This window comes from Caballeronia sp. M1242 (assembly GCF_017220215.1).
Classification (GTDB): Bacteria; Pseudomonadota; Gammaproteobacteria; order Burkholderiales; family Burkholderiaceae; genus Caballeronia.
Window position 1 is genome coordinate 157,199 of sequence record NZ_CP071130.1, and the last position, 23,544, is coordinate 180,742.

The 23,544-nt window shown below is 63.6% G+C and carries 12 protein-coding genes; 2 read left to right on the forward strand and 10 right to left on the reverse strand.

Going from position 1 to position 23,544, the window contains the following annotated elements; genetic code table 11:
• Nucleotides 1–14 precede the first annotated feature (14 nt).
• From JYK05_RS14345 to JYK05_RS14360, 4 genes are all read right to left on the reverse strand, one after another.
• Nucleotides 15–1,094 carry a glycosyltransferase family 1 protein gene (locus JYK05_RS14345; RefSeq protein ID WP_206469151.1) on the reverse strand — a complete coding sequence of 360 codons (1,080 nt, stop codon included), beginning with the start codon at nt 1,092–1,094 and terminating at the stop codon, nt 15–17.
• A 10-nt stretch (nt 1,095–1,104) separates the two neighbouring features.
• Nucleotides 1,105–2,256, reverse strand: a complete 1,152-nt coding sequence (locus JYK05_RS14350) for a glycosyltransferase (RefSeq protein WP_206469153.1) — start codon at nt 2,254–2,256, stop codon at nt 1,105–1,107.
• Nucleotides 2,257–2,831: 575 nt separating this feature from the next.
• Nucleotides 2,832–3,011, reverse strand: coding sequence for a hypothetical protein (locus tag JYK05_RS14355; protein ID WP_159835836.1), 180 nt, complete (start codon nt 3,009–3,011; stop codon nt 2,832–2,834).
• A 264-nt stretch (nt 3,012–3,275) separates the two neighbouring features.
• Entirely contained in the window at nt 3,276–4,541 is a 1,266-nt protein-coding gene (locus tag JYK05_RS14360) for a flippase (protein WP_175940933.1), read from the reverse strand.
• A gap of 632 nt (nt 4,542–5,173) precedes the next feature.
• Here JYK05_RS14360 and JYK05_RS14365 point away from each other — a divergent pair.
• The gene (locus JYK05_RS14365; protein WP_175940934.1) at nt 5,174–6,292 is read left to right on the forward strand and encodes a sensor histidine kinase KdpD; all 1,119 of its coding nucleotides are present in this window, start codon (nt 5,174–5,176) and stop codon (nt 6,290–6,292) included.
• 61 nt (nt 6,293–6,353) lie between these two features.
• On the forward strand, nt 6,354–7,715 hold the full coding sequence (locus JYK05_RS14370; RefSeq protein WP_206469155.1) for a hemolysin family protein: 1,362 nt from the start codon (nt 6,354–6,356) through the stop codon (nt 7,713–7,715).
• Nucleotides 7,716–7,761: 46 nt separating this feature from the next.
• Here JYK05_RS14370 and treY read toward each other — a convergent pair whose 3' ends face one another.
• The 6 genes from treY to treS form a co-directional block, all read right to left on the reverse strand.
• A complete protein-coding gene (gene treY, locus JYK05_RS14375) occupies nt 7,762–10,710 on the reverse strand; it encodes a malto-oligosyltrehalose synthase (RefSeq protein ID WP_206469157.1) in 2,949 nt (982 codons plus the stop codon).
• The gene (malQ, locus tag JYK05_RS14380; RefSeq protein ID WP_206469159.1) at nt 10,707–12,914 is read right to left on the reverse strand and encodes a 4-alpha-glucanotransferase; all 2,208 of its coding nucleotides are present in this window, start codon (nt 12,912–12,914) and stop codon (nt 10,707–10,709) included. The genes treY and malQ overlap by 4 nt, the downstream gene beginning before the upstream one ends.
• Nucleotides 12,911–14,818: a malto-oligosyltrehalose trehalohydrolase gene (gene treZ / locus JYK05_RS14385; protein ID WP_206469161.1), complete on the reverse strand. Its 1,908-nt coding sequence runs from the start codon at nt 14,816–14,818 to the stop codon at nt 12,911–12,913. Before treZ ends, malQ begins: the two co-directional genes overlap by 4 nt.
• Before the next feature lie 82 nt (nt 14,819–14,900).
• A complete protein-coding gene (gene glgX / locus JYK05_RS14390) occupies nt 14,901–17,126 on the reverse strand; it encodes a glycogen debranching protein GlgX (protein WP_206469163.1) in 2,226 nt (741 codons plus the stop codon).
• Nucleotides 17,127–17,889: 763 nt separating this feature from the next.
• Nucleotides 17,890–20,118, reverse strand: a complete 2,229-nt coding sequence (gene glgB, locus JYK05_RS14395) for a 1,4-alpha-glucan branching protein GlgB (protein ID WP_175940940.1) — start codon at nt 20,116–20,118, stop codon at nt 17,890–17,892.
• The gene (treS, locus tag JYK05_RS14400) at nt 20,111–23,491 is read right to left on the reverse strand and encodes a maltose alpha-D-glucosyltransferase (RefSeq protein ID WP_175942348.1); all 3,381 of its coding nucleotides are present in this window, start codon (nt 23,489–23,491) and stop codon (nt 20,111–20,113) included. The genes glgB and treS overlap by 8 nt, the downstream gene beginning before the upstream one ends.
• Nucleotides 23,492–23,544 lie beyond the last annotated feature (53 nt).

A 23,544-nucleotide genomic window follows, 5' to 3' on the forward strand; every position in this document is an offset into this window, starting at 1 on the left:
GCTTCATCGTCTGCTTATCGTCTGTTTATGAACTGCATCAGCATTCGCGCGCTCTCGGTCCAGCGGTACCGCTCCGCATGCGCGAGTCCCCGGCGTCTGAGCTCTTCGCTCAGTTGCGGCGAGTCCAGCAGTTCGCGCAGCTTCGCGGCAATGTCTTCGACCGAGAAGGGATCGCAGTAAATGGACGCATCGCCGCACGTTTCCGGCAGCGCGGCCGCGCGTCCGACGAGCGTGGGGCATCCATTACGCATCGCTTCCAGTGGTGGAATGCCGAAGCCTTCATAAATCGAAGGGTAAAGAAAGCAGGCCGCATGCTGATACAGCGCCTTGAGCTTTTCGTCGCTCACGTAGCCCGCCTGCTTGATGTTCGGTGCGCTCGACAGATCCTGCGCCTTGCCGAAGATCGTCGCATTCTTCATGCCGACGATGACGAGATCGATGGACGGATCGTTCAGGCGCATGAACGCTTCGACCAGACGCTTGAAGTTCTTCGTCGGATTCATGCTGCTCACGGCCAGCACATAGCGGTTCGGCGTGAGCTTCAGGTCGCCGATGACCGACGTATCCGGCACGATGTGATCCAGATGGTCCGCCGCGAGCGGTACGACGCCGATTCGCTTCGGATCCACGCCGACATGATGGGCGAGCCGATCACGCGAGAACTCGGAGTTCGTCATCACACAGCTCGAAGTACGCGCGAGAATCCAGAACATCACGCGGTACCACATGCGGAATTTCCACGAGAAATGCGCGGGCGTGTCGAACACCGCTGCATCGTGCATGTAGATGATCTGGTTCGGCCGGAAGATGGAGCCCGAGTTGCTGAGATTGACGATGCGCGAGCGCCCCGCGAAAAGCGGCAGCACGATCTGCTCCCAGAACACGCCCTTGCCGAATCCGAGTTCGACGGTCGGCACGCCATCCACCGGCACGAGGCCCGGTTGCGGCGGCACGGCGAGCGTCACGTGCGAGCCTTCGGGCAACTTCATCAACGCGGCGACGAGTTCGCGCGCGACGCGCTGCACGCCGGTGGTTTTCTGGCTCGTGAAGCGGCCGTTGTAGACAAGCTTGTTTGGGGCGAAGGAGGTATCCATGTCTTACGCGTCAGAACTGTGAATCGGAGCTCGTCTCATACGATGCCACTTCATTCGTGCCGAGCGGTTCGCGCGAATGACGGTCCGAGCCGAACTCGTACATCGAAAGCCACTGCCGGAAGATCGCGTCCATCGAAAAGCGCTTGCAAGCCGACGCGCGCGCTTCGGCGCCCATGCGTTCGCGCAACGGCGCGTCGTCGCGCAGACGTGCGATGTAGCCTGCCATCTCTTCCTCGCTCTTCGCGACGAAGCCGGTCACGCCGTGCTGAACCACGTCGCGGTTTCCCACCACGTCGGTGACGACTGCCGGAATGCCCGCCACCTGCGCTTCGATCAGCGCGATAGGCATGCCTTCCCAGCGCGACGTCTGCACGTAGATGTCCAGTTCCGATGTCAGTTCGAGCGCGCGCTCGCGCGTCACCCAGCCGCTGCATTCGACCGCGCGCTTCGACTGGCCCGGCAGTTCTTCGACATTGCCGCCGATCCATAGAAACCTGACCGATGGCGCGTGCAGATCGGTTGCGAGCTTCACGAATGCCTCGTGATTCTTCTGGTACGAGGCGCGGCCGCTCATGCCGATGACGAGCTCGCCGCTCGTCTTCTGGATGCGAGGCGGAATCTCGGCAATGTTCACGCCGTTCTCGATCATGCGCGCGTCGGGCGGCCTGACCTTCGTTTCGATCTCGCGCAGTTCGCTCGTCGAACACGCGACGATGGTGCCGCCCATGCGCGCCGCGATGCGCTCGAACGTGAGATACGCGAACTGCTTGGCAGGCGATACATCGCGACGCAGGAACGACAGGCCATGCGGCGAATAGAAGACGCGCGCTTGCGGCGCGGCGATGCGAGCGGCGACGCGGCCCAGCACGCCGGCCTTCGAGGAATGCAGATGCACGACCGACGGATCGCATTCGCGCAGCGCGCGCGACAGATCGCGAACGCCGACGCAATCGTTTTTCGGATGTACTTCGCGGCACATGTTGACGTGCCTGAGTCTGACTGCGGGGTGGAACAGCTTCTCGAAGTTGTCCGGGGTTTCCTGCCTGATGGAATGAAGGATCGTTACGCCGACTCCTGCGGCTGCTGCGCGGTTGGATAGCTGGGTGAGCATCGAGAGAACCCCGCCTCCGAACGCTTCTGTTATATGGACGATCTCTTTCATGTTTGACTCTTCGAATAGCGTATTACCGTGCGCCCCGCGGCAATCGCAATGGAGAAGAACAGCGGTCTTGTCGTTATCAATGGTCGGTGACCCACATATCGCCATGTGCAGCATGCTCTGACGGCAAGGGCGCATCCACGTTCAAAGGAAAACACAAAAAACAGAACTAGGCGCGCAGCATCGCTAACCGAGTGTGGTTTCGACCACTCGGTCGGGATGCACCCCTACGCACGCCGCCTGCCATCGCCAGGCATCGTTCTGTCTTCCATGAATCCCCGGACAATCGCGAGATGCGCCTTCCCCGTCAAGATTCGCCCGTTTGTCCGGGCGGGCGACTCCAGTGAAGCTCCAACTCATTCTTTCGTGACAGATAACGCAGGCCCGTTTGCGCGAACGAATCGCCGCGCAACCGATCATTTTCGAGTCTGCTTGAAAAATCCGTACGGAACGTAAAGCCCATTTGTCATGCAATCAGTCGAGACCGGCCGGCTGAGAAAGCGCATGCTGACACGCCGGGGCATGTTGCGCATTCCCGTGCCGGCCGACTCGCGAGGGCTTTACTGATGATGGCGAAGTCAATTGACTTCCGGTTCTGTCTTGATGTCGGACATGGTCCGTTGTGCAAACGCTATTTCGCATACGTCCAGCAGGATTCGAAGATCCTTGACCGGCACCGCAGCGGATTGCATGCGCAGATTTTCAGCGCGCTCAACCAGCCTCTGCACGCGTTCGAACGATAGGTCGTCTTGTTTCATGCCACGGCTCACAATAAGGATTGATACCTAGTACCTTAAGCCCCCAAATGTCATCCGTCCGTGCGCTCGCCCACATACACCGGTGCAACTTTCGGAGTAGCGGCCAAGCAAGACACAAAAGCTTCACAGGGCGACGTGCAGGTTTGGCATGTCGTCCGTGAAAGTTCTATAGCAGGACAAAAGCAGGCAAGGTCGGGGTGCGAAGAAAAACCGGGGCTGTCAGGCTAGACAGCCCACGTGAAGATGCAGGAAACGGGCCAGGTCTCAACCGGCTCCGCCGGGCGTCATGGGGCGCTTGAGCAAGGGCACGCCTTCGAGGTGCAGCGTGAAGGCCATGGCCGCCGCAATGGCCGTCTCGACGATAAGGACGGTGGCCGCCGCGCCCTGTTCCCCGAAGAGCACCGCCAGTACCGCGAGCAGGCTGAAGTTCAGGATCGCGGAGCCGATCAACACGCGGCTGAAATGCGACTTCATGCCGAGCGGAAGCATGGTCTGAACGCCGAAGAGGTCGGTCAGTCCCGACATCAGCGGCACGAAGGCCATCCAGCGCAGCACGTCGACGGTCGGCCCGAACTGCGGACCGTACAGCAGCTTCACGGCGAGCGGCGCGCCGAAGAAGATGCCTACGGAGATGAGCGAAACGATCGTGCCTTGAACCACGAACATCTTGCGCAGGAACGCGAAGGCATCTTCGCGTGCATGGTGCATGAGGAAGCTCACGCGCGGATAAGCCGCCGTCTTGAGCGGCCTCAGCATGTTGAGCGCCGCGCGAATCAGCTTGTCCGCCGCGGCAAAGTAACCGCCCGCGACGTTGCCCGAGATGAACGTCAACAGCACGATATTGCTCGACGCATAGATGTCGACGAGCGATGTTGCCATGAAGACGCTCCATCCGTCTTTCAGGCGATCGATGACGGTCTTGAGCGAGACGTGAACGAAGTCGATATCGCGCCGGAAGTACAAGTAAATGCAGATCGCGATACCCGAGCCGAGCGGCACGAGCGTATTGACGAGCATGGCGTTGTTCACGTCGTCGTGATGACGCACGAAGAGATACATCGCGGGGATGCTGAGCGCGCGGCCCACGAACACGAGCGCGCTGATCACGCCGAGATCTTCGACGCCCTGGAAATACCACGTAGGAATCAGCATCGAGCCGATGGCCATGCCGAAGCCCACGAGCAGCAACTGTCGATTCTCCGCGAGCGTCGGCACGACGAACGTCAACACGAGCAGCACGAGAAAGCCAGCGACCGAGAGCGCAATCTGCGCATACATGGTCTCCCAGAAGATCTGGGACCGCACCGCGCGGTTATCACGGTTGATGGATATCTTGGGTGTGGCGGTGAGTGAGAAACTGAAGTTCGTGAGGGTGATGAAATAGGCCGTGAAGGCCATCGCAAACGAAAGCCGGCCATACTCGCTCGGACCCAGGACGCGTGCGAGCCACGGCAGCGTCAGAAGCGGTGCGAGGTAGGTCGATACCTGCAACGTCATCAGAATCGTGAAGTTCTTTCGAAAAGATGCCATTGAGCGATTTTTCCCGGCTTGAATGCTGCGCTTGATTTCGATGACGCAAAAAATGCTGACTCATACGTGCCTCGTGCATGTTCGCCCTGTCGGCGAGCCATTGCCAGACAACGCATCGGACGAATAGTTTCGTCGGACGCGCGGATCGCAACGGCAGGACGTAGGCCGTAGAGGGTGAAGCACCCGCGTCTTGGCCTGACAGCGAGTGAGCGAAGGAACATGCGAGGTAACGATGCAACGACATGACGGCGTCGCCTCAGTATCGCACCACGGGGCGCGAGTATGACGCGGACACAAGTAATGGGTATTTAACAGGAAAAAAAAGAATTGTTCAGTGGGTTGGCACACGAACGAATTGGCGCGCGTGTGCATGCGCGGCGTAGAGAACGAAGAGTCTGGCGTGTCCTCACGCACGCGGTTTGCTCCATCGCGAAAGACGGCCGCGAGCCGGGGTCGAGCGGTGGCGCTGTTTCGCCCCGCATGCGCGTCTGGCGCTCACCTATAATGCGCTGACGATAAGGCTACATGATCGGCAACACGGCTTGCATCGCTCAGGGCGCTCATGGGCGACCGGAACGCATCGGCTAAAGCGTCATTCACTGCAACATCGATACATGCAAGGACTAACAACCGTGACCACGTCTTTCTCAAGTACGGTCGAACGCACAGGCGCCCAGTCCGGCGATCCGGTCGTCGCAGGAAACGACGGCGTTCTGGTCCTCGATGCCGCCCTGCGCTGCATCTCGGCCGACGCCACCTTCGCCCATCTCTTCGAACTGGATGCCGCGGCCCTTGCCAACCGCGCGCTCGCCGACACGCCGCTGCCCAAGCCGCTCGCGGCCGCGCTCGGCGAAGCCGCGGACGCCGCGCTCGCCGGTCACCGCTTAAGCCGTGCGCGGGTGACGTTCGATGACGATGCCGCCTCGCGCAGCTTCACCATTCTCGCGCTGCCATCGGCAGGGGCGGTGACGGTCGTGGTCTCGCCATCGGCCGATGCGTCGGAGGAAGTGGCGCCCGGCCGCATCGCGCATCTTCGGGCGGAGGCCGCGCTCTTCATGCGCGATCACGTGCTGTCCATCGTCTCGCATGACCTGCGCGGGCCGCTCAACGCCATTCACAGCTGGGGCTACGTGCTCGAACGCAAGGTCGACGCGAAAGATCCCGCCGCGCAACGCGCGCTGACGGGCATTCGCTCGGGCGTCGAGCAGCAGGTCAAGCTGATCGAGCAATCCGTCGATACCACGCGCGCCGAAACGCGTGCCGTCGCGCTCTCGCTGGCGCCGGTGGCCGTGCGTCCGCTGCTCGACAAGAGCGTCGCGCTCGCGCGTGCGAGCATTGCGCGCTCGCGTGGCATCAGCTTCGCGGTGGAGTCGTCGTTGGCCGAGGAGCAGGTCGAAGGCGATGCCGAGCGTCTCACTCAAATGCTTTGGCTCATGCTCACGTTCGCCGCGGAAGCGAGCGCGCGCGACGCGAGCGTGCAGGTGTCGAGCGTCATGGAGGGCGGCATGTGGCGCACGGACGTGCGCTTCACGACATCGGCGCAGGCGCTCACCGATGCGTCATCGCCGCACGCGCTCGAAGCGTTCGCGCGCAGGCAGGCGCTCGAGCCGCGCGAGGCCGGGCGCATTGCGTGGGGGCTCGCGCTCTGCAAGCGCGTTGCCGAGGCGCACGGCGGCGGCTTCGAGCACGCGAATATCGTCGACGGCCAGGAGGCCGTGCTGTCGGCGCGTATCGCGGTCGCAGGAATGTAAGTTGACTTTCGATTACCTGTCGCCCATATACTGACGCTTTCCATTTTCGAAGAGAGTTGCTTTGGCTCAGGTTGTCGCGCTCGTCGGCGCATTGTTGTTGGTCGCCCTCAACGGCTTCTTCGTTGCGGCGGAATTCGGCCTCGTCAAACTGAGGGCGACGCGCGTCAAGGCCATCGCGCGGACCAACGGCTTGCCCGGCCGCTTGCTCGCCAAAGTGCACGGGCAACTCGACGCCTATCTCTCCGCATGCCAGCTCGGCATCACGCTGGCATCGCTCGGCCTCGGCTGGATCGGCGAACCGGCATTCGCCGCGTTGCTGCATCCGCTGTTCGCGCTCGTCGGCGTGCATTCGGAGCAAGTGATCGAGTCCGTCTCGCTCTTCTTCGCGTTCTCCGTCATTTCGTTCCTGCATATCGTCGTCGGCGAGCTCGCGCCCAAGTCGTGGGCCATTCGCCGCGCGGAACAAGTGGGCTTGTGGCTCGCCACGCCGCTCTACGGTTTCTATTGGCTGATGTACCCGTTCATCTGGGTGCTGAACACCAGCGCGAATCTCGTGCTGCGGCTTTTCGGCATGTCCGCTGAGCACGGCCACGACGCGCAGTATTCGACCGACGAACTCAAGCTGATCCTGCGCGGCCGGCGTCATGGGGGCGCGTCGTCGTATAACGCGGACGAGTGGAACACCATCGCGCATTCGCTCGATTTCAGCCGCATGACGGTCTCCGATCTGATGCGGCCCGCGCACGAACTCGTCGGCCTGCGCAACGACTTGCCCGCTCGCGAGAATCTCGCGATCATCTCGCGGCATCGCTTCAGCCGCTATCCGCTGTATGCGGACGCTTCCGGTGAGCGCGTGATCGGCATGGTTCATCTGAAGGACTTGCTGCTGGATCGCGGGCTCGCGAGCCGCACGTTCAGCTTCAGCATCACGAAGGACGCGAGCAAGCTGGAGAAGCTCTCGCGGTATGCGCGGCCAGTGCAATACGTCGCGCCGAATCTGTCCGCGCTCGAACTCTTCCGGCGCTTTCGCAAGGGCGCGCCGCATCTCGCCATCGTCGGCAGGAAGGGCGCGAAGCCGATCGGCTTCATCACGCTCGATAACCTGCTCGGCGCGCTCGTCGGCCAGATTCACGATGAATTCCGTCAGGGCGACGCGGACTGGTCGCGTATGGACGACGGCACGCTGATGGGCAAAGGCTCGTTGCCGGTGGTGTCGCTGGAGCGCGCGCTCGGTATCGATATCGACGAAGGCCGCGCGGAGTCGGTCGGCGGGCTCGTCATCAACGCGCTGGGCGATCTGCCATCGGAAGGGCAGCGCGTGGGCTTCGACCGCTTCGATATCGTCGTCAAGAAGATGAACGGGCCGAGAATCGTGCTCGTTCGCGTGTATCCTCGCGAAGAGGCGCTCGAAGGGGCCGAATGAAGCGTGGCCGCGAGCGGGCGCTCGCGGCCATCGCAACATCGACCTATCAACCGCCCGGAACGCCTTCCTCCACGAGCAACGCCACCGGCATCACGCCGAGCACGTCGCGCACGAACAACCGCTCGCCATCGGCCTTCGGCGCGTTGGGACTGAGCCAGTCGAAGAGCGCCCGCGAATGCAGCGCTTCCGGCAGCACGATCGACGTATCGCCCCAGACCGAAGGTTCGACCAGCGGCACATCACGCTTATCGCCGAGCAACCGCGCCGCATGCCGGGTCGCGACGACGATCGCATACGCGCTGCCCGCATGCCGCGCGTAGGCGATCACATGCTTCGCGTGTTCGCCCTGCACGGTGAGCGGCACGTAATCGCCCTGCGCGAACAGCGACTCGCAGTGCTTGCGCAACGCCAGCGCACGACGCACCAACCCAAGTTTCACGCGGCCGTCGCGCCAGTTTTCCATCTGCTCGGACGGCGGGCCTTTTTCGTCGATCTCTTCGAGCCACTTGCGGCGCAGCGCGTAATCCACCGGGCGCCGATTGTCCGGATCGACGAGACTGAAATCCCACAGCTCGGTGCCCTGATACAGGTCCGGCACGCCCGGCGATGTGAGCCGCAAGAGCGTCTGCTGGAAGCTGTCGATGGCGCCGAGCGGCCCGATGCGCTCGACGAACTTCGATAGCTCCTGCAGAAACCCGCTGCGGCGCTGCGGCGCGACGATATCGAACAGGAAGTCGCGGCACGCCTGCTCGTACGCCTCGTCGGGCGCGAACCAGCTCGTGCGCAGCTTGCCTTCGCGCAATGCCTTCAGCTGCCATTGCGCGACGCGTTCGGCGAGTTCCTGCACGCCCGCTTCGTCGTCCGGCGAGAGCGTGAGCGGCCAGCAGCCGACGAGCGTCTGATACAGCATCGATTCGGCGGCGGGACCGGGCGCCCAGTCGTGGCTGTCGCTCGTTTCGTTGTGGCCGCCGTTCGGCCCGCGCCGCAACGGTGCGTTCAGCGTGGACCACGCCTTCTGCGTCGCGGCCCATTCGTCGGGAATCTCGCTCAATGCGGCGATGCGCGCGCGCACGTCCTCGCCGCGCTTGTGGTCGTGCGTCGCGGTGCAGAGCATCGCGTGCGGGAAGGAGGCAAGCCGCTCGCGATTGGCCTTGTGGAACTCTTCGAGCGACAGCGAAAACTCGCCCGGATCGGCGCCCACTTCGTTGCGCGAGATGAGGCGGCCATAGCGATAGCACGCGGTGTCCTCGACCGCCTTCGCCGCGACAGGCGAGGTGAGTTGCGAGAACAGCGTCTGCGCCGCGCGCCGCTGCGATCCTGCGGATGCCTGCGGGTTCTGATTCGGGTTCTGGCCTTGCCCCGCGTGAACCTGCGCGTGATTGCGGTCGCGATTGCGTTCGGCTGCGCGATCCCGCTGACGGTCGTTCTTGTCGCCGCGCTCGTGTTGCGCGCCGTCGTCGGGCAGCTTGCCGCCGAGCCATTGCGCGACCTGATCGAGAATCTGATGATCCGCAGGCGCCAGCGACGCGCGCGCGGCTTCGAGTGCCTGCGAGAAGTAGCGTTCATCCTCGGGACTGCGCACGCCGCCGACCGGATAAATGCGATACACCGGGAAATGCACGACGAGTTCCGCCACCACGCGGCGAATCGACGTGAACGTGTAGTCGCGCGTGGTCTGCGCATCGCGTGCAATGCGATGCAGCGCCCGCGTCACGCGATCCAGTTCCGCCGACAGGTTCTCCGCGAGAATCTTGCGGCGCGCGATCAGCGCCTCGTCCGCGAATTCGCTGCTCTTGCCCGTGATCTCGGCCCACAGCGCGGCAAGCGGCTCCGCGCCCGCCGGATCATGCAGGAGCGCGCCGACGTCGTTCATGAAGTCGTAGCCGGTCGTGCCGTCCACCTGCCAGTCGCGGCGCAACGGCTCGCCGCGCGCCAGAATCTTTTCGACGACGAAATACGTGTGGCCATTGCCGTTGCGCAACGCTTCGGGCCGCTCCGCCGACAGTTCTTCGAGCCGCGCGCGCAGGCGCTGGCAATACTCGCGCGGTTCCGCGAGACCATCGACGTGATCGATCCGAACGCCGTCGATCAGCCCTTCCGTGAAGAGCCGGAAAATCAGCGCATGCGATGCCTCGAACACTTCCGGCCGCTCGACGCGCACGCCGCCCAGCGTGCTCACGTCGAAGAAGCGCCGCCAGTTCACTTCGTCCGCTGCCGTGCGCCACCATGCGAGCCGGTAGTGCTGGCGCTCCAGCAGCCGGTGCAGACGCTCGCGGCCCGCCGGCGTTTCCGGCGAATGCGCGGCGAGCACCGCTTTGATCGCGGCCCGGCCGCCTTCCGTGTTCGCGATGGTCACGAGCGCCGTGCGCGCGTCGGCGGCGCGCGGCTGATCGACGGGCTGCGTCGTCAGGCCGGCGAAGCGTTGCGCAAGCTCGGGCGCTTCCTGAAGCACGGCGGGGTAATCCACCGGACACACCGGGAACACATGCGAGTAATACTCGATGACGAAGCGCCCTTCCTCCTGACGATACGCGAGCTTGATCTTGCCGCCTTGCAGCTCTTCGCCGTAGGCCGCGCCGAGAAAAGGCGCGAGCACCTTGCCGCGCAGCGCGGGATCGGGCGAGTGCCAGTCGACATCGAAGAAGCGCGCATGCGCCGCGTGGCGTCCCCATTCGAGGATGTCCTGCCACCACGCGTTCTCCGATCCGCCGACGCCCATGTGGTTCGGCACGACATCGACGATCAAGCCCATGTCATGTGCGCGCAGTTTTTCGACGAAGCGGCGCAAGCCTTCCTCGCCGCCGAGCTCGGGGTTGACCTTCGTGTAGTCGACGGTGTCGTAGCCGTGCGTGGAACCGGAGGTCGCGGTCGTGATCGGCGACGCATACGCGTGGCTCACCCCGAGCGACGCGAAGTAGTCCACTTGCGCGGCGGCGTCGTCGAAGGTGAAGTCCTTGTGAAGCTGAAGCCTTAGCGTGGAGCGCGGTACGGTCATGGTGTTTCGGATTTGGGTGTGTCTGAGTTGTCAGGGCGCACGGCGCGCTTGCGGGCTGAATCGACGGCGAGCAGACGGTCGCGGAACGCATCGTCGTTCATCATCTCGTCCACCGGCAGCGCGAGACGCCGCCTCCAGTTCGGATGCTCGTCGATGGAACCGGGCAGATTCGGCTGCTCCACGAGTCCGAGCAGGTCTTCGAGCGGATACGTGACGAGCGGCGCGGGCGTCATGCCGACGAAGGCCAACGCCTCGTCCACCGGCGCGTTGTGGACGGAAGGCGGCGGCACGTCTTTCGGCGCAATGCCGGCTTCCTGAAACGCCTGCCACAGATGCCCGCGATCGACGCCGCGCTCTTCCATCGCCGCCTCGACCGGATCGCGGCCATCGGCGCGCGCCATCGTCTGGCCGATCTTCGAGCGCCATTCGATGTCTTCGCCGCGCCACCATCCGTTGACGGTCGGCAGGTCGTGCGTCGTCGTCGTTGCCGTCACGCCATCGCTCCATTCGCCCGGCGGCTTGAATCCTTCGCCATCCTGAGCACGTTCGAACCAGAGTACTCGTATGCCTAGCAAACCCTGCTCCTGCAAGCGCTCGCTGAAGCCCGGCGGCACGGTGCCGAGGTCTTCGCCGACCACGATCGCGCGATGCCGCCACGATTCCAGCGCGATCAGCCGCAACAGGTCTTCGAACGGATAGCGCAGATAGGCGCCGTCTTTCGCGCTCTCGCCTTCGGGCACGAGCCAAAGGCGGCGCAGCCCGAGAATATGGTCGATGCGAATGCCGCCCGCGTGCGCGAACGCGGCGCGCAGCATGTCGATGAACGCGGCGAAGCCCTGCATGCGCATGGCGCGCGGCGAGAACGTCGTGAGTCCCCACGACTGCCCGGCCTGATTGAAGAGATCGGGCGGAGCGCCGACGGACACGCCGGTCAGCATGTCGTCGCGATACGACCATGCGTGACTGCCCGCGCTGTCGCAGCCGACCGCGAGATCCGCCACGAGACCGACCGCCATGCCGGCATCGCGCGCGGCGTGCTGGGCGTGCGCGAGTCCCTTGGCCGCGAGCCATTGCGTGAAAAGATAGAAGTCCACTTCGCGCCGATGCGCCTCGGCGAACGCGGTCACCGCTTCGCTGCGCGGGTCGCGCAGTTCCTCGGGCCAGTTGCGCCAGTGACCTTCGCCGTTCTGCGCGATCTGTTCGGCTTGCAGCGCCTCGAAGCGCGCGTGGTCTAACAGCGCGCGGCCGCCTTTCTCGACAAACGATGCGAAGTCCTTCGCAAAGGGCGAATCGTCGTCTTGCGAGAAGCCGTCGAAGAGGGCGCGCAGCACGGCCACGCGCGCTTGCATCAAACGCGGCCAGTCGATCAGCGGCAGTCCTTCGAGCGCGGTGAGTTCATCGGCGACGCCGGCTTTCTCGATCGCGGCGCGCGCAGCCGGCGCGCCGAGCACGGCGGCCGGATCGATATGCGCGATGTTGACGAAGAGCCGCGACGACGGCGAGTACGGGCTGCACTTGTTCGGCTCGGCGGTGAACATGGCGTGCATCGGGCTGATGGCGAGCGCGTGGCTGCCTTGCTTCGCCGCCTGCGTCGCGAGCGATGCGAGCGCGGTGAAGTCGCCCACGCCGCCGTCGCCGTTGCGGCGCAAGCCATACACTTGCGCGGCGATGCCCCAGAGCGGCGGCGCGACTTGAGCGTCGTCGGCGTCGTCATGCAACGCGCGCCATGCGTCATCGACCGTATAGCAGCGCGTCGGCGCGACGGCGAGCGTCGTGCGATGGTCGTTGATGACGAGCGTGTGATAGCCCGGCTCGGCAATCGGCGCGAGCAGCGCGGTCTCGCCTTTGGGCGACGTGAAGCGCCCGTCGATGATCTCGCCGTTCTCCAGCTCGACGCGATAACGCGCGCCCGACTTGGCCGCCGCCGCCGGCAGCGCGATGCCGCGATCCACTTCCGCCGTGATGAGCGGCGGCAGCTTGCGGCCGCTCATTTCGGCATCGACGGCCGCCATGCTCTGCTTGATCTGCGTGGCGTTGCCGCACGGCAGGCCGAGCTTTTCGAGCAGGATGCGCAGCGTGTTTTCCGGCACGCGCTGCGTCTTCTTGTGCGCGTCCTGCCACTCGACTTCGAAACCCGCGCGCTCGGCGAGGGTTTCGATCGACGAGCGCGGGCGCTCACTTTTGCCTTGATTCGCGGCGCTCACGAGCGTTGTCCTTCAGTCGGTTCGAAGCGGCGCGCGTCGTGCGCGGTCGCGTATTCGTTCACTTCGCCGGTCAGCCACGCGACGAACGTGCGGCCGCCTAGTTCACCCTTGGCCGTGCGATCCTGCGCGCGCGGCGGCGTTTCGAAGATCACCTTGCCCTGTGGTGCATCGGAAGGCGAGTCGGAAAGGGCGACGGGCGCATCGGCCAGATTCAGCGCGATGGTGAGCGTCTCGCCGTCGCCGAGCTTCCAGCGCGCGACGAGCGCCTTCTCGCCGAGCACGTTCGCGCCGAGCGCCTTCGCGCCCTTCAGACGCGGCGTGATGAGCTTCGCGCGCACCGTCAGCCCCGAGCGATAGAAATGCAGCCATTCGAGGCGATCGAGTTCGTCTTCCTTGTTCGCGATGTTCGGCGACGACATCTCGAAGGTGCGCTTGTCGTTCGGATCGGGAATCTGCGCACGGCGCTTTTCATCCGTGAACGCGGAGAACTTCGCGAATTCCTTGCGACGTCCTTCGCGCACGGCGTCGGCAAGTTCATCGTGATAGTCGGTGAAGAACAGGAACGGTTGCTTCGAGCCGTATTGTTCTTCCATGAAAAGCATCGGAATCTGCGGCGATAGCAGCAAAAGGCCGGTGGCCGCATAGAGCGATTCGTCGTCGGTCAGCGCGCGCAGGCGATCGCCCATCGCGCGGTTGCCGACCTGATCGTGATTCTGCAGAAACATGACGAAGGCCGTGGGCGGCAAGTGACCGCTCGGCTCGCCGCGCGGGGCGCCGTCGTGAATCGGCGACGGATCGCCCTGATACACGAAGCCTTCCGACAGCACGCGCGCGAGCTTCTGAATGGGCTCTTCCGCATACGCGCCGTAGTAGCTCTCGTTTTCGCCCGTGAGCAGCACATGCAGCGTGTTGTGCGCGTCGTCGCTCCACTGCGCGTTGAAGTGGTTCTCGAGCAGGCTCGCCGTGTTGTGCTCGTTCTCGAGCACCAGATGCACGTGACGTCCCGCCTCAACGGAACTGCGCACGCGGTCCGCGAGTTCGCGCAGCCATTCGTCGTCGTTAATCGCATGCACCGCGTCGAGGCGCAGGCCATCGAAACGGTACTCGTTGAGCCAGTACAGTGCGTTGTCGAAGAAGAAGTCGCGCACTTGCGGACGCTCGAAGTCGATCGCCGGGCCCCACGGCGTGTTCACGCCTTCGCGGAAGAAGGTCTTCGCGTAGGCGTGCAGATAGTTGCCGTCCGGGCCGAAGTGGTTATAGACGACATCGAGAAAGACCATCAGCCCCAAGCCGTGCGCGGTGTCGATCAACTGCTTCAGTTCTTCCGGACGGCCATACGCGGAATCGGGCGCATACGGCAGCACGCCGTCATAGCCCCAGTTGCGCGTGCCGGAGAAGTCGTTGAGCGGCATCAGTTCGATGGCCGTGACGCCGAGTTGCGCGAGTTCCGGCAGACGCGCGGTGACGCCCGCGTAGCCGCCCATCGCGCCGACGTGCAATTCGTAGAGCACGGTCTCTTCCCACGGCCGGCCGTGCCAGTTGGTATTCGTCCAGCGATAGGCGCGCGGATCGACCACTTCGCTCGGACCGTGCACGTCCTGCGGCTGAAAGCGCGAGGCCGGATCGGGCACGGCGAGGTCCGCATCGAGACGATAGCGATACAGCGTGCCTGCGCCGCCATCGGCTTCGGCTTCGAACCAGCCGTCGCCCGTCGCCTGCATGTCGACGAGGTCGGGCGTCGTGTTGCCGGGGCGTTGAATCTCCACTTGAACGTGGTCGCGGGAAGGCGCCCAGAAGCGAAAGCGCGTGCGCGGATTGTCGCCCGCCGCGCCGGTGAGATGCGCGCCGAAAGGAAGGCAATGCGCGTGGTGATGCTGATGAGGATCGATCGGACGTTCGGACATGATTGAGTGCCAGGTTTGCTTGTCGCATTGCCTACGGTGGAGCGTGCCGCGCGAGCCTCGACGTCGTGCGTCCGACGTGGCGCTACTGCGTCGAATCGGTCTCGTGTGGCCGGTTCGACGGCAACGTGCCGGGGTCCGGCGGCAGCGCGGTCAGAAGTCGCGGGCCCTGATGCGCGCCCGCCATCCAGACAGCCTGCCAGTCCGCTTGGCCCGACGGCTGCGCCAGCAGCACGACGATGCTATGCGCTTCCAGCTGCAGTTCGCTGCCCACGAGCGGCCGTTCGACGGCGTCAGGTTCCGCGCTGTCTAGCAGCACGTTCCATTCCAAGTGCGGCGCGGGCGGCGCGAACGCGAGCGGGCTCGCGGAGCCGTTGATCATGATGAGGATGACGTCGATTTCGCTGTGGATGCCGGGTCCCGCGCGACGCAAAGTCAACGCGCGGCCTTCGGGGTCCTGCCACGCTTCGATGGCGAGCGCGTTGCCGCGTTCGTCGAACCAGCTGACGTCGTAGAGGCCGGGCAGCACTTCGCGGTCGCCGTAGAGAAAGCGCGTTTCGCGCAGCACCGGGTACTTTTTGCGCAGCGCGATCACGCGCGCGACGAATTCCGTCATCTCCACGCCGCGCGGGCTTTGCGCCGCTTCCCAGTCCATCCACGACAACTCGTTGTCCTGACAGTACGCGTTGTTGTTGCCGCCCTGCGTGCGAAGAAACTCGTCGCCGCCGAGAATCATCGGCGTGCCGAGCGAGAGCAGCGTCGTCGCGATCATCGAACGCGCGAGACGCGCGCGGACGTCGAGGATCTTCGGGTCGTCGGTCGGGCCTTCCACGCCCCAATTCGCGCTGCAATTTTCGTTGTGGCCGTCATTGTTGCCTTCCTGATTCGCTTCGTTGTGCTTGTGCGTATAGGCGGTCACGTCGGCGAGCGGGAAGCCGTCGTGCGACGCGACGAAGTTCACCGATGCCCACGGCTTGCGAAAACGCCTGTTGAAGAGTTCCGCCGAGCCCGTGAGACGCGCGGCGAGATCGGGCCGCATGCCGGCGTCGCCGCGCCAGAAGCGCCGCACGCCGTCGCGGAACTTGTCGTTCCATTCCGCGAAGCCCGGCGGATGATTGCCGACCTGATAGCCGTCGGGCCCGATATCCCACGGCTCGGAAATCAGCTTGCGCGTGGAGAGAATCGGGTCTTGGCGGATGGCGTCGAAGAAGCCCGAGCCCGGATCGAAGCCATGACCTTCGCGCCCAAGCGTGACGCCGAGATCGAAACGGAAGCCGTCGATGTTGAACGCGGTGCACCAGTAGCGCAGCGAATCCATCACCATTTGCAGCACGCGCGGATGCGAAAGATTCACCGTGTTGCCGCAGCCGGTCTCGTTGATGTAATGCCGTTCGTCGCCGGGAATCAGACGATAGTAGCTGGCGTTGTCGAGCCCGCGCCACGACAGCGTCGGCCCAAGTTCGCTTCCTTCGCACGTGTGGTTGTACACGACATCGAGTATGACTTCGATGCCTGCCGCATGCAGTTGCCGCACGGCGATGCGCATTTCGTTGAGCCGATGCGTGGACAGATACGTGGGCTCGGGCGCGAAGAACGCGGCGGTGTTGTAGCCCCAGTAATTGCGCAGGCCGCGCTCGATGAGGAAGCGGTCGTTCAGAAAAGCGTGCACCGGCAGGAACTCGACGGCGGTGATGCCGAGCTTCTGCAAGTGCTCGATGAACCACGGCGAGGAGAGCGCCGCGAACGTGCCGCGTTCGTGCTGACGAATATCGCCGCGCAGCATGGATGCGCCGCGCACGTGCGTTTCGTAGATGATGGTTTCGCCCCAGGGCGTATCGGGGCGCACGTCGCGGGACCAGTCGAAGGCGTCGTCGGTGACGATGCACTTGGGCATCGCGGGCGCGGAATCGCGGCGATCCATCGACATGTCGAGCCGGTTCGAATGCACGCGATAACCGAAGAGCGCATCGGACCATCGCCACGGGCCGACGAGCTTCTTCGCGTACGGATCGAGCAGCAGCTTGTGCGGATTGAAGCGATGCCCGTGCTGCGGCTGATACGGCCCGTGCGCGCGAAAGCCGTACACGGTGCCGGGATGCGCGCCCGGCAGATAGCCGTGCCAGATTTCGTCGGTGCATTCGGGCAGGTCGAAGCGCATCAGCTCCTTGCGGCCGGTGCTGTCGAAGAGACACACCTCGATGCGGTGCGCATTCGACGAGAACACGGCGAAGTTGACGCCCAAACCGTCCCAGTTGGCTCCGAGCGGGTACGGAGCGCCCGGGAGCAACTTTTCGGGGAGTGCGTTCGGCATAATTGGTTTTTTGAGCTTCGCTCAGGGGTACTTGGTTTCTTTGTCGGGGAACTTGATTTCTTGTCGGTCTATTAGCGTTGCCCCTCCCCGGGGCGGGGGTTACTTTCTTTGCTGCTGCAAAGAAAGTAACCAAAGAAAGCAGCTTTTTTTAGCCCGAAGCAGTAACAGTGTGGTCACTCCGCAGCAAGTCATTGGCACTCAGTTTGAACCAACCCTGAATCACCCTCCACGCCCACTGAACACCACGTCCTCCGAGCCCCTTGGCTCGTCAAAACCTTCGGGAACATCGCGCATGTCGTTCCTCTCACGTTGCCCAGGCTAATCCGTGTAGCACGCGACTGCCTCCAACGCCTGAAATGGAATCCGCGCGACAGATGCTGCACGCGCCGAGCCGGACAAGCACGCAATGTAGTTCAACACAGGCACTTTCTTCTTCCATGCGACACGCGAAAACACGCGTTGGTGTTAACGAGCCAAGGGGCTCGGAGGACGTGGTGCTCAGCTGGCGCGGAAGGTGATTCAACGCTGTATCCAGCTGAGTGCCACGGTCTCTCTGCGAAGTGACTACCTTTTCAGTGCTGCGGGCCCAGAAAAAAGCTGCTTTCTTTGGTTACTTTCTTTGCATGGGACCAGAGTACGGCGCTAAAGCGCCTACTCTGGTCGACAGCCAAGAAAGTGACCCCCGCCCCGGGGAGGGGCAACGCCAATAGACCGACGCGAAAACAAGTTCCCCGAAAAAGCGCAGCAGGCAAAAGCAAAAGTTCTAATCAGCCCGCAAAACGATAGCAGCCAAAGGAGGCAAAGTCAGTGCAGCAGACTGCGGCTTCCCATGACTAGGATGGTCATCGGCATGAATAACGCCCCCATTCCCCGTATTGGACCCGCCATAAATGGCCGCATCCGAATTAAGGATCTCACTCCAGCGCCCGCCGCGCGGCAACCCTACGCGATACCCATGCCGCGGCACCGGCGTCATGTTGCATATGACCACGAGTTCGCGCCCCTCGGCATCCGTGCGCCGAAACGCAAAGACGCTATTGCCATTGTCATCGCCGACAATCCACTCGAAGCCGCGCGGATCGCTATCGAGCTTATGCAGCGCAGGCTCATGCGCATAGAGCATGTTCAGATCGCGCACGAGCTTTTGCAGGCCGCCGTGCATCGCGTCATCGAGCAAATGCCAGTGCGGCGACTGGTCGTGATTGAACTCCGCGACCTGGCCGAACTCTCCGCCCATGAAGAGCAGCTTCTTGCCCGGATGCGTCCACATAAAGCTCAAATACGCGCGCAGATTCGCGAACTTCTGCCAACGGTCGCCCGGCATCTTGCCGATGAGCGATCCCTTGCCATGCACCACTTCATCGTGCGATAGCGGCAGCACGAAGCGCTCGGAATACGCGTACACCATGCCGAACGTGAACAGGTGATGGTGATACTGCCGGTACACCGGATCTTCCTGCATGTAGTGCAGCGTGTCGTGCATCCAGCCCATGTTCCACTTGAAGTCGAAACCGAGTCCGCCGCTATCGACGCTCGCCGTCACGCCCGGCCACGCCGTCGATTCTTCCGCAATCGTGATCGCGCCCGGAATGTGCCGCACTTCCTGATTCAGCCGCTTCAGAAACGCAATCGATTCGAGATTCTCGCGGCCGCCATAGATGTTCGGCACCCACTCGCCCGCTTTGCGCGAATAGTCGCGATACAGCATCGATGCAACCGCATCGACACGCAGTCCATCGACGTGATAACGCTTCAGCCACGCGAGCCCCGATGCGATCAGGAACGCGCTCACCTCGTTGCGGCCGAGGTTGTAGATCATCGTGTTCCAGTCCTGGTGATACCCCTCGCGCGGATCGGCATGCTCGTAAAGCGGCGTGCCGTCGAACTGAATGAGACCATGCGCGTCGTTCGGAAAATGCGCCGGCACCCAGTCGATAATCACGCCGAGCCCCGCCTCATGCGCACGGTTCACGAACTCCGCGAACTGCTCCGGCGTGCCAAAGCGCGCGGACGGTGCGAACTGGCCGAGCGGCTGATAGCCCCACGATCCGCCGAACGGATGCTCCGCGACCGGCATGAACTCGATATGCGTGAAGCCCATGCCTTTCGCGTACGGAATGAGGCGCTCGGCGAGTTCGTGCCAGTTCATGCCGCGATTGCCTTCTTCCGGCACGCGCAGCCACGATTCCGCATGCGCTTCGTAAATCGCGATCGGCGCCTGTGGCGTCTGCTTGCCGGCGCGCGAGTTCATCCATTCGGCGTCGGTCCATGCGTAATGGTCGATGGCATCCGCATCCGCCACCACCGATGCCGTCGAAGGCGGCTTCTCGCTTTGCATCGCGCACGGATCGGCCTTCAGCGGCAGCGTGTAGCCCTCGCGCGCGACGATCTCGTACTTGTAGCGCGTGCCCGCGCCGATGCCCGGAATGAACAACTCCCACACGCCCGCGTTATGACGCAGACGCATCGGATGGCGGCGTCCGTCCCACGTATTGAAGTCGCCGACCACCGACACGCGCCGCGCATTCGGCGCCCACACCGCGAAGCGCACGCCCGCCACGCCGCCATGCGTGATCGGCCGCGAGCCGAGACATTCGAGCACCGCGTACGGATCGGCTTGCGACAGGCGATGCAGCCATTCATCGGATAGCACGGGGCCGAACGAATAGGGATCGTGTGTCTCCTGCGGCGTGCCGTGCCAGTCGATCAGAAGCCGGTAAGCCGTGGGCCGCTCGATAAATCCCGCGAAAAGACCCGCATCGTGAATGCGCGTGAGCGTCCCGAGCGGCTCGCCGCTGCCCGCATCGAGCACGCTCACGCCGGCCGCGTTCGGCAGAAACACGCGCACGACATAGCCGTGCTCGGTCTGATGCAGGCCGAGCATCGAGAACGGATCGGGATGCCGCGCCTCGACGAGCGCATCGATGTCGAGCGGATTCAGGCCGTGGGCCGGATTCCTCGTATCCGCGCCCGGATCGCTACGGTTATTCATGGTGAGTTCCATCCGGATTGTCCTTGGTTACATCGAACACGGGCCGCGTGCCGGGCGCGGGCGGCTCGCCCGTGTCGCCGAGCAGGCGGCTCGCGAGCGACGCGAGGCCCCGCAGCGGAAGACCGATCCACGTCGGCCGGTTCGCCGCTTCATAGCGGATTTCGTAAGCGGCCTTCTCGATCAGGAAGAGATCGAGCAGCGCAGGCAACACGCTCTCGCCCGCAATCGGTTCGGGCGACGACGCAATTGCTTCGCGGTATTGCCGCATGAAGCTCTCTTCCGCGACGGCGCGCATGCGTTCGAACAGCGCGCGCTTGCGGTCGGCCGTTTGCGCGGGCGCGGCTTCGGTGGTCGGCTGCGCGGCGGCGCTCGCATACGACAGCGAACGCAAGAGACCGGCCACGTCGCGCAGCGGGCTCGTCTTCTTGCGACGCTCTTCGAGCGTGCGCGCGGGCTCGCCTTCGAAGTCGATGAGATAGGCGTCGCCCTGCGCCATCAACACCTGACCGAGGTGGAAGTCGCCGTGGATGCGAATGCACAACGCATCGGCGTCGGACGTCACCAGCTGCTTTACCGCTTCAATGAGCTTCTCGCGGCGGTCCAGCAGGCTTTGCGCGAGGAAGCGGTCGTGCTCGTTGAAGCCGCCGATCTTCTGCGCGAGGATATCGAGCGCGCTGGTGAGCAGTTGCAGCGTGCCGTCGATCCAGCCTTGCACGTCTTCGGCCGTCGCGCGACGCGGCGAGAACGCTTCGTCGTCGGTCGGCGTGGCGAGCGCGACGTGCAATTCACCCAGCCGCTTGCCGATGATCCCGATGATGTTGCCGTAGCCTTCGAAGCCGTTCAATTGAGCGCTGTGATCCGGCTTGCTCTCTTCGGTATCGACCGTGACGGCAAGCTCGTCGACCACGCGGCGCAGATAGTCGAGCGCGTAGTTCCACGCATCGCCTTGATTGTCGACGAAGCCTTGCAGAATCACGAGCGTATGCGGCACGCCTTGCGGATCGACGCGTACCACTTCGCCATACAGCGGGCCGGTGTTCGCATAGCCGAGCTTCGTCAGATAGCGGCTCATCTCCGCTTCGGGATGAATGCCGCCGACCACGCGCCGCACGAGTTTCAGCACGATCTTGTCGCCGATCACGAGCGAGCTGTTGCTCTGTTCCGCCGCGAGCCAGCGGATTTCGGGCGGCGACGCGGGATTCATGTCGAGCGTAGCGAAGCGTTCGGTCGGCAAGAAGCGGATCTCGCTCTTCTGCACGGTCGGCACCACGGCGCGCTGCGCGAGCTTCTGCAAGATGCCGTAGGTGAATTGCGGCACCGCGAACGCGTCCGTGATGTGCCCGATCGTGCGGCCGCGCCGCACCCGCGCGAGCGCAAGCTGCATGTAGAGCGGCGACGTCGTTTCCGTGCCCCATGCAATGGAAAGCGGCAACACATAGCGTTCGGTGTGATCGCCGACGTCGGCTTCGATTTCGGTGAACGCGAAGCCCGCGCCTTCTATCGTCGTGAGCGCGGCGAGGCGCACCGCATGCAGCTGCTGATCTTTCGATGCAAACCAGCGGCGCTTGCTGAGATAGCTCGGCAGCACTTCCGATTCGAGCAGACGCACGTTCTCGGGCGTCGGTCCCGTTTGCCCTGCGCGAATCACCATGGTGACGAACTCCGGTAACTGCTCCGACGGTGCCTGCGACCATGCGGGGCGCATGTTGCCGGGGCAAAGCTGGAACCACAAGAAGCCGTAAGGCGGGAAGGTCAGCAGATAGGTGAGCTGACCGATGGCGGGGAAGGGCTGATCCGCCGTCATTTCGAGCGGCACGGAGCCCGCGAATTCCGACAAATCGAGCTCCACCGCTTGCGGCGCGCGCGAAAGATTCGCGACGCAGAGAATAGGCGGCTCGCCCTTCAGTTCACGCAGATACGCGAGAATCTTGCGGTTGCTCGGCTTCAGGAAGCGAATGGTGCCGCGTCCGAACGCATGCTTCGAGCGGCGCACCGCGAGCATCTTGCGCGTCCAGTTCAAAAGCGAATGCGGGTCGCGGCTTTGCGCTTCGACGTTGATCGCGTCGTAGCCGTAGAGCGAGCCCATCACCGGCGGCAGCACGAGTTGTTCGGGATCGGCGCGCGAAAAGCCGCCGTTGCGATCCGACGACCATTGCATCGGCGTGCGCACGCCGTCGCGGTCGCCCAGGTGAATGTTGTCGCCCATGCCGAGCTCGTCGCCGTAATAGATGACGGGCGTGCCCGGCATCGAAAAGAGCAGCGAATTGATGAGCTCGATACGGCGGCGGTCGCGCTCCATCAGCGGCGCGAGACGCCGGCGAATGCCGAGGTTCAGGCGCGCCCGGCGGTCGCTCGCGTACGTGTTCCACAAGTAATCGCGCTCGGAGTCCGTGACCATTTCGAGCGTGAGTTCGTCGTGGTTGCGCAGGAAGATCGCCCACTGATTCGTTTCGGCGAGGTCCGGCGTCTGCCGCATGATGTCGGTGATCGGGAAGCGGTCTTCGCTTGCAATCGACATGTAGATGCGCGGCATCAGCGGGAAGTGGAACGCCATGTGGCATTCGTCTTCGTCGCCGAAATACTCCTTCACGTCTTCCGGCCACTGGTTCGCTTCGGCGAGCAGCATGCGGTTCGGATACTCGGCGTCGATGGTCGCGCGAATCTGCTTCAGGATGGCGTGCGTTTCGGGCAGATTCTCGTTGTTGGTGCCTTCGCGTTCGACGAGATATGGCACCGCATCCAGCCGCAGACCGTCGATGCCCATGTCGAGCCAGAAGCGCATGATTTGCAGCACTTCCTTCATCACGGCCGGATTGTCGAAGTTCAAATCCGGCTGGTGTGAATAGAAGCGGTGCCAGTAGTACTGACCCGCGACGGGATCATGCGTCCAGTTCGAAGGCTCGGTGTCGATGAAGATGATGCGCGTCTCTTCGTACTTCTTGTCGGTATCGGACCACACGTAGTAGTTGCGGTGATTCGATCCCGGCTTCGCGCGGCGCGCGCGCTGAAACCACGGATGCTGGTCCGACGTGTGATTGATGACCAGTTCCGTGATGACGCGAATGCCGCGCGCGTGCGCTTCCTGAATGAAGCGTTTGACATCGGCGATGGTGCCGTAATCCGGATGCACGTTGCGATAGTCGGCGATGTCGTAACCGTCGTCACGGCGCGGCGAGGGATAGAACGGCAGCAGCCAGATGGCGTCGACGCCGAGCTCCGCGATGTAATCCAGCTTCGCGAGCAAGCCCGGGAAGTCGCCGATGCCGTCGTTGTTCGCATCGAAGAACGACTTGATGTGCACCTGATAGATGATCGCGTCCTTGTACCACAGCGGATCGTCGCTGAGAGTCGACGACTTCTTGCTGCGCTTCACCCTTGTATCCACGGTTTGCTCCAGTGCTCTTGTAGGCGAATCTCTGCCCTGTT